Origin of the sequence: Vibrio tapetis subsp. quintayensis (assembly GCF_030409945.1) — a bacterium.
Taxonomy (GTDB): Bacteria; Pseudomonadota; Gammaproteobacteria; order Enterobacterales; family Vibrionaceae; genus Vibrio; species Vibrio quintayensis.
The window spans coordinates 395,639-402,368 of record NZ_JAUFQV010000043.1; the positions used below are offsets into that span (position 1 = coordinate 395,639).

The window sequence follows — 6,730 nt, forward strand, 5'->3', positions numbered from 1 at the left end:
AAAACAAAGACCTCAAAGGAAGGCTGTAAGCGATTTGTGAAATTAGCGGGCCTTCATAGAAAGCGGCATTGTTTGCTACGAACAGGCATGTGAGTGGTTCGTTTTAGCGGGGGTGTCGACGTGACCCCCGAGTTTAAAACAAACTGCGTTAGCCAACTAATGCTGGCGTGGTACTTGGAGTGATAAGGGGTGTGTTGCTGGTGCTATTCGAGGGGATAATAGTGAATTCTGGACTTATCTAGCACCGCTTTCGCATGCTCAAGATTGCAGGTTGAGCCGATAGCTGTCGAACGTTTTCGCTCCAACGCAGAGCAGACTTTTAACCAACTCATTTGGTTAAAGTTTAGCCTTTCTAATATCGGAGGTAAATTTGATGCTATTGACGATTTACCGTTTCGAAATTGTCTTGCTGTCCAGTCTACTAGTTCGATGTAATCTATTAATCTAAAGGGTATTCCATCCATCAGTTTGGTGGTTGAATTACCAATGAATGGGTGTAAACAAGGCGCGGTTGCTAGGTTGTCGTTCAGTGCCTGTAGCCTTGCTTTTATTGATGTAAATTCTGATTGTTCAGGGGATTTAGCTATACCTGCACGAACCGGGTTCAAGTCCACATAGGCCATGGCAGCGGCTAAGGCCTTTTCATCAAGTAGCGCTTGGCTTTTGAAGCGACTTTCCCAAAAGTGGCCAGTACACTCATCCTCGTGATTGGCTTTACAGGCAATGTCGTAATTGAGCTCTTTCATGAACCAACTTAATGACCACAGCCTCTCTCGCCAGGTATTAATGATTTCTGAGCACTTATCTTCTTCTGCTTGAGTCTTTAATTCTTTTTTTAGCCAACACTGAACCAATACAGGCAGTTTGTGAGTTCGACTCCAGCGTTCAACCACTTCATCAAGTGTTAGTTTAATAGCTTTGTCGCGATTAATGTGCAACACCAAATGGTAATGATTAGACATCACGGCATAGGCGCACACATCAATACAATAGGTGCGAGTGAGGGCCTGAATTTTGTGCTCAATCCATTCTCTTCGGTGTTCATAGCATTTGTTAGTCGCAGTATCGTTGCCACATAAAAAGCTTTGCCTTACACATCTCGAAACACAGTGATAGTTGGGCGTTGCCTCGACAGAGATAAGCTGTTTTCTTGCAGTAGCCATGAACGTTTCCGGTAGTTTTTTACTAAGATAGCAATGGCGTAGAAAAGGAAAAGTTTGGAATAATAGAAGTGGAGTGATGTCGAGGTAAAGTCAGTCGTTTGGTCATACTATTTGGTGTGTGTCCTATGAATGATCTATGAATGATCTAAAATGGTCATCATTTAATAAACCGTAGTAGCGAGCAAGCTAAGTTTATAGTTATAGGGAGCCGAGTTACAAAAGACGAAGCCCATTACCCAGATGATGATTTCAAATGGGTTGTTGAAAGTTCTGGTGAATGGACTCCTTCTAGAAAGGACGGAACACCATACTAGTTACTATTAAGTAGTAGGAGGGAGACTATGATTCCAACAGCGATTCTTATTCATGTTCCAAATGTCGCATTGGGCATCGAGTGGTATCAAAAAGCCTTTCCTACAGCTGTATCTGTTTATCATCCTAGTTTCGATTTTACCGTGCTCAATTTAAACGGTTTTTCTCTAGAGATAGTACAGGCAGACGAAAAAGTAGGCTCAGGTAAATACGGGACAGTTTTATATTGGTCGGTAAACAACTTGGATAAAGCACTGGATCATTTTGAAGCACTTGGTGCAAAACTGTATAGAGGCCCAATGGCAATTGAAAATGGGCTTTTTATGTGTCAAATCGAAGACCCGTTTGGCAACTTAATTGGCTTGCGTGGGGCAACCACGTTGCAAGTGGTTTAAATGGATTATCAAAGGCCTATATGCCATATCAGTTTAGGAGATAAAATGGACATTTTGATCGAACAAGAAATAGAACTCCATCAATACCAAACTCGTCAGAACAAAGCTGATCTTGCTCGCTTAATACACCCTAGCTTTACTGAAGTTGGTAAGTCAGGAGATAGCTACGACTTTACAACCATTATTCAAATGATGGATTTGGAAGAGCCTTCAGATATCCGCGTTCATTCTCAAAAGTATGAATGTATTCAACTTGAGCCTTCTATACAGCTTTTAAAGTATGAATCTGCTCTTGTAAGTGAGTCGGGAGAAGTTAGTGACTATGCTAAACGCTGTTCAATTTGGACATTTACGGGCACTTGTTGGAAGATCAGGTATCATCAAGGTACGCAATGTAAACCTTTCAAGCTCAGTTAGTAGTGATTATCCGAAATCTAATCCGATCTCAAAAAGCCCAGGCAATCATCGTTGTTGCGTTTGAGTTGGCTATAGTCGTAATTCGATGACAACATCGGAGTTCTACGGAAACTTTCAACAATTTCTATAGTTCACATTCTGGAATCTAGGCGGTAGGGGCTTTTGATTGAGCGTGAGCATAATTAGCGTTATGATTGGTTGCATATAAGTACGGAAGAAACCCGTTTATTCAGCGTTAAGTTTACGAGGATTGACAAGTAACGATGGATGACTTTTTTAAAACAAAAGTGGGATTTACCATTGGTCTTCTTGCAGCAGTATTTGCATTTAAGCCACTGGTCGATTCTAACTCCAATGTTGGATTTAGTATATTTCAGGTGAAAATCACCATTGAATACGCGTACATATTTTTAACCGCCTTTCTGGGGCTAGCGGTGTACTTTATATCACTCCAGTTTGCATCTTCTAAACACGTTAAAGCTCTTGATGCGATTAGTGATGCTTGTTATTCCGTTGCATTAGCAACGCCCCCTGTATTTCTAGCATTCTGGTTTATCACTATTACTCTAAGTTACATGGGTTCTTATGTTAGCCAAATCCCAGAATACGCATTTAATTTTCTAGCGGGTGTGCTTTCTACCATTTCAGCCAGTGTAATCTACTCATTTTTACGGAAGTCCATTAAGTCAAAATTCTTAGCAGCGGAAAAACAACAAGAGCGCAAAGCTGATTTAGAAATCCTTTCTAGAGCAAAGGAGCTTGCAGATATTGGCATGTACGATATGTCTGTATTGGAATCGAGTAAAATTGTCGAGTCTGCTTTGAGGCGCTTGCTCGATACAAGAGGAATCTCAACGAAAAGAGGAAGCATGATGGAGCTAGTGCAACTATCAGAAAAGCATAAGATATTGAGTAGCAAAGAAATCAGCTTCTTAAATGAAATTAGGAAAAAGAGGAATGAATCTGTCCATTCTATCGATGCAGTAAACAAAAACTCAGCAGAAAGAATCCTGCATATCTCTAGGGAGTTAATTGCAAAGCTTGACGCAGTATCATCTTCCTCTGGGTATGAATGGCTTGAAAAAAATAGGGAAAAGGTAATTCAACAGCTAAAAGAGGGTGAACTACAAAAATGTGGGCAAGCGTTAAGTATGCTCCAAGAAGCGTGGAGAAATAGAGACGGTGCAGTTTGGTTGGAATTAACAGATTTTTTTGAGGTTGCGCTTACATCCAACCCGGAATTGATCGTTAGTATGTTCGAAGATGATAAAGAACTACTAGAAAGTTGGTTAGAAAGTGCTGAAGTTCAATTATTTACGGACTTTCTTGGTGGAGACAAAGAGCGGCTTGCCGGCGTTCGTTTGACTATTATTTCTCAACTTGAAAAGTACATATCTAGCCTAGACAGTAAGTCTAAAAGTGAAGTGGCTAGAAAAATTCTGTTAGTGATCGAAAAATCTCAAATCAGAGAAATTGATTAGAAACTGAACAATAAGAATTGAGCGCTGCGTCGGCAGCGTTCAATCCCGAGTGTGAACACGCCCGAGCCTCTATATTCGTAAATTGTGTGATCGACTTCAGAAGGGTGCATGTCTGAGTGTTTTTCTTAAGGCGAACGCAGTCATAGAAAGGCATGTCCATAACGTTGATGAGCTGTATGATTACCCGTAGGCACAACGGACACAATTTGTTGTTTACCTAATCGCTGCCCCAAAATGGCTTAGAGCATTAGTTTATCAATCAACTGTTAACGCTAGTTTCCCATGCAAAAACTTATCTGAATTCAGTAAACTATATAATTTGGTATCACTAATCAGCCTAACTTACCAACATTGCTACTAAACTATTGATTTGAAATTTAATAACTGAATAAAAGACGGTATTATATGTCAATAAAACACGACTTGTAGTCGTATGGTAAACGTTAGGTAATTTAGCAATCGACATTGAATAAGGATCTGGGTAGTAAATGATTCGAGACGATCAAAATGATGTATGGAAACAGCATTTCCCTACCTATCATTTCTCAGAGCGCGATATAGCCCTAGAGGAATACCGAGTTGCAGCTAAAGCCCTCGAATCAGAAGAGCGAGTTTTTCTTAATGCCTCAAATATCACTTTGGTTGCATCGGCCACACTTGGCTCGTTAGCGGTAAGTTCCACTGAAAAACTATCAACAATACTTGCACCCGTGCTGCCCAGTTATGCTATACCAATCGTTCTTCTGCTTGTGGTTACGATGTTTGCACTAATAAGTATCAAGTACTTCGCCGACAGGCAAAGAGCTATAACATTTGCTAGCCGTAAAATTGTGATATTAAGAAGAATGTTAGGTCTTTCATATGGACAGATTCAGTTGGTTTTACCTAACTGGAGAGTTGAAGGCGCCGATCAACCACTATCCATAAAATTGTTCCCGGGTTGGTTTTCATATGCAGCTTACCCTTTTTGGATTTTGTTAATTATTTCAAGTTGTATTTTCTTCTTATTATTGGCAATGCTAATTAAAAGTGTTCCGCTAGATTTGATTTCGATGGAGCCACTAACATTAGTGGCATTATCAACTGCGCTATGGATTTTAACCTTTACACTCATTTTTCGAACGTCATTGCTAGACACCCATGAAAATCTCAGACTCTTAATTACTCAACGATTAAGCAAACTAATTAGTTTACCTGTCGCACCAAATGTTGAATATTTGATTTATCGAGCCAACCTAGCTACATATGAAACGGATAGACATAAGGTTTCTCTCAAAAATTTAGTGCAACTATTAGTGTTCATTGAGGACAGGGACTTTTATAAGCATTCAGGTATCAGCTATAAAGCCATCGGGCGTGGAATCTTGAGTTTATTTAAACTTAAGCGCCGCTCTGGTGGGTCGACTATTCATCAACAACTGGTACGTACTCTTTTCATTCTTGACCTTAGTAAAACAAAGCGCCGAAAGTTTATAGAGATTCTACTTGCTCCGTGGTTAGACAAAGCGTTAGAGAAGCCGAGAATATTGGAAATCTACATATGTTCTGTTAGGTATGAAAACCGATGTTTTGGGGTTGTGCCAGCAATGCAGTATTTCTTTGGTGAAATTATCCATAACCCTTCAAAAGCACAAGCTTTCTTTCTTGTGGAAAGAGTGTCAAATATACGAAAGTCACTCCTTTCGAACAAAATTGTTGCAACAGCTAAAGCTGCAAAAGAGAAGGGAATACTATCTAATTCAGATCTTAAAGAACTGGGGTTAATATATAAAAGGGTAGTAAGTGAAGGTAAAGTTATCGATCATAATGGCAGTTTAGAACGCTTAATTGAGCAACTAAATATCTAACAAGGCGATAAAATCACCACAGGAACATACGGCAGTTTTGATTTGAAGTTCAGTGTGTTTCTGTCGAGTTCCTTATTACGGGCATTATGCGCTTTATCGAAAGGAATTAAACTTGGCTAGATTAGCTCCAAAAGTTGAAACAATTCGTGCACTGTTCGCTCGATCAGGCAACCAATGTGCATTTCCGGGTTGTACTCATCCAATGGTGAACCTAAAACAAAAGTTTGTTGGTCAGATATGTCATATCGAAGCAGCTATGCCACAAGGCGAAAGGTATAGTAGTGAGCAATCAGATGAGGAACGCAGATCATACGACAATCTAGTATTACTATGTTACCAGCATCATATAGAAACAGACGATACAAATGAATATACAATAGAAAAATTAAAGCAAATAAAGCTTTGCCACGAATCCAACTTCTTAAAATCAGACTTTAAAATTAATGAGTCTGAACTCTACAAGCTCACTGCTGAAATGGAGCAATACTGGTCTCACGTTGAACGTCTAAATTCTACTGAACATGCTATGGAAGAGTTAGCTTTTGGAATTACAACACAAAATGACTATAAGTTACTGTTTAGCAATGTAATAAACTCCGTAGACAGGATTGAAGAATTGCTCGAGCGATTACAAGCTAGTAATGAATCACTAGATAGTGATTTCTACACGTTCATTGAAAAACACGATGTAAACTCTACTGCATTTAAAGAAATCCCATACTCTGTTAGTCCTTTTTGCCTCCGTTCGTGGGAGGACTTTGCACTATCAAAACCGAATAATCTGATGCAAATCCGTATTGATTTACTTGCTATCGAGGTCAGTTATTTAGAGCTGTACTTGAAAACCAATAGCAACGATCTCGCAGCTAGAGAAACACTTGAGTTAGCAAAAATAAAGCTGGCGGACTTAGCTCAAAATGCAATTATGTACGACTAATCTCGCGCATAACATTATTTAAGGTTTCAAGATACTTTTTCTCATCTGACTTACTTGTGATAGATTAAATACTCTAACGTATTTATGTCCAAAAACGTCTCAGAAATTGATCAATCTTTACTGTGATCACCGAGCGATTCTGTCGTACCTTAATTACCAAGCGACTTTGTCATTGCAA

General features: G+C 39.4%; 6 protein-coding genes. 5 read left to right on the forward strand and 1 reads right to left on the reverse strand.

The annotated features are described in order from the left end of the window. Positions 1 to 203: 203 nt before the first annotated feature. Positions 204 to 1,163 (reverse strand): transposase, encoded by a 960-nt coding sequence (locus QWZ04_RS22715; protein WP_290330571.1) that lies wholly within the window; start codon positions 1,161 to 1,163, stop codon positions 204 to 206. Between the two features lie 341 nt (positions 1,164 to 1,504). Here QWZ04_RS22715 and QWZ04_RS22720 point away from each other — a divergent pair, with 341 nt between their 5' ends. From QWZ04_RS22720 to QWZ04_RS22740, 5 genes are all read left to right on the forward strand, one after another. Beyond that, positions 1,505 to 1,870 (forward strand): VOC family protein, encoded by a 366-nt coding sequence (locus tag QWZ04_RS22720; protein WP_290330572.1) that lies wholly within the window; start codon positions 1,505 to 1,507, stop codon positions 1,868 to 1,870. Between the two features lie 45 nt (positions 1,871 to 1,915). Further along, the gene (locus tag QWZ04_RS22725; RefSeq protein ID WP_290330573.1) at positions 1,916 to 2,287 is read left to right on the forward strand and encodes a nuclear transport factor 2 family protein; all 372 of its coding nucleotides are present in this window, start codon (positions 1,916 to 1,918) and stop codon (positions 2,285 to 2,287) included. 263 nt (positions 2,288 to 2,550) lie between these two features. Further along, positions 2,551 to 3,768 (forward strand): HEPN domain-containing protein, encoded by a 1,218-nt coding sequence (locus QWZ04_RS22730; protein WP_290330574.1) that lies wholly within the window; start codon positions 2,551 to 2,553, stop codon positions 3,766 to 3,768. Positions 3,769 to 4,256: 488 nt separating this feature from the next. Then, complete coding sequence (locus QWZ04_RS22735) at positions 4,257 to 5,615, forward strand: biosynthetic peptidoglycan transglycosylase (RefSeq protein ID WP_290330575.1); 1,359 nt, start codon at positions 4,257 to 4,259, stop codon at positions 5,613 to 5,615. Between the two features lie 112 nt (positions 5,616 to 5,727). Further along, positions 5,728 to 6,552, forward strand: a complete 825-nt coding sequence (locus QWZ04_RS22740) for a hypothetical protein (protein WP_290330576.1) — start codon at positions 5,728 to 5,730, stop codon at positions 6,550 to 6,552. Positions 6,553 to 6,730 lie beyond the last annotated feature (178 nt).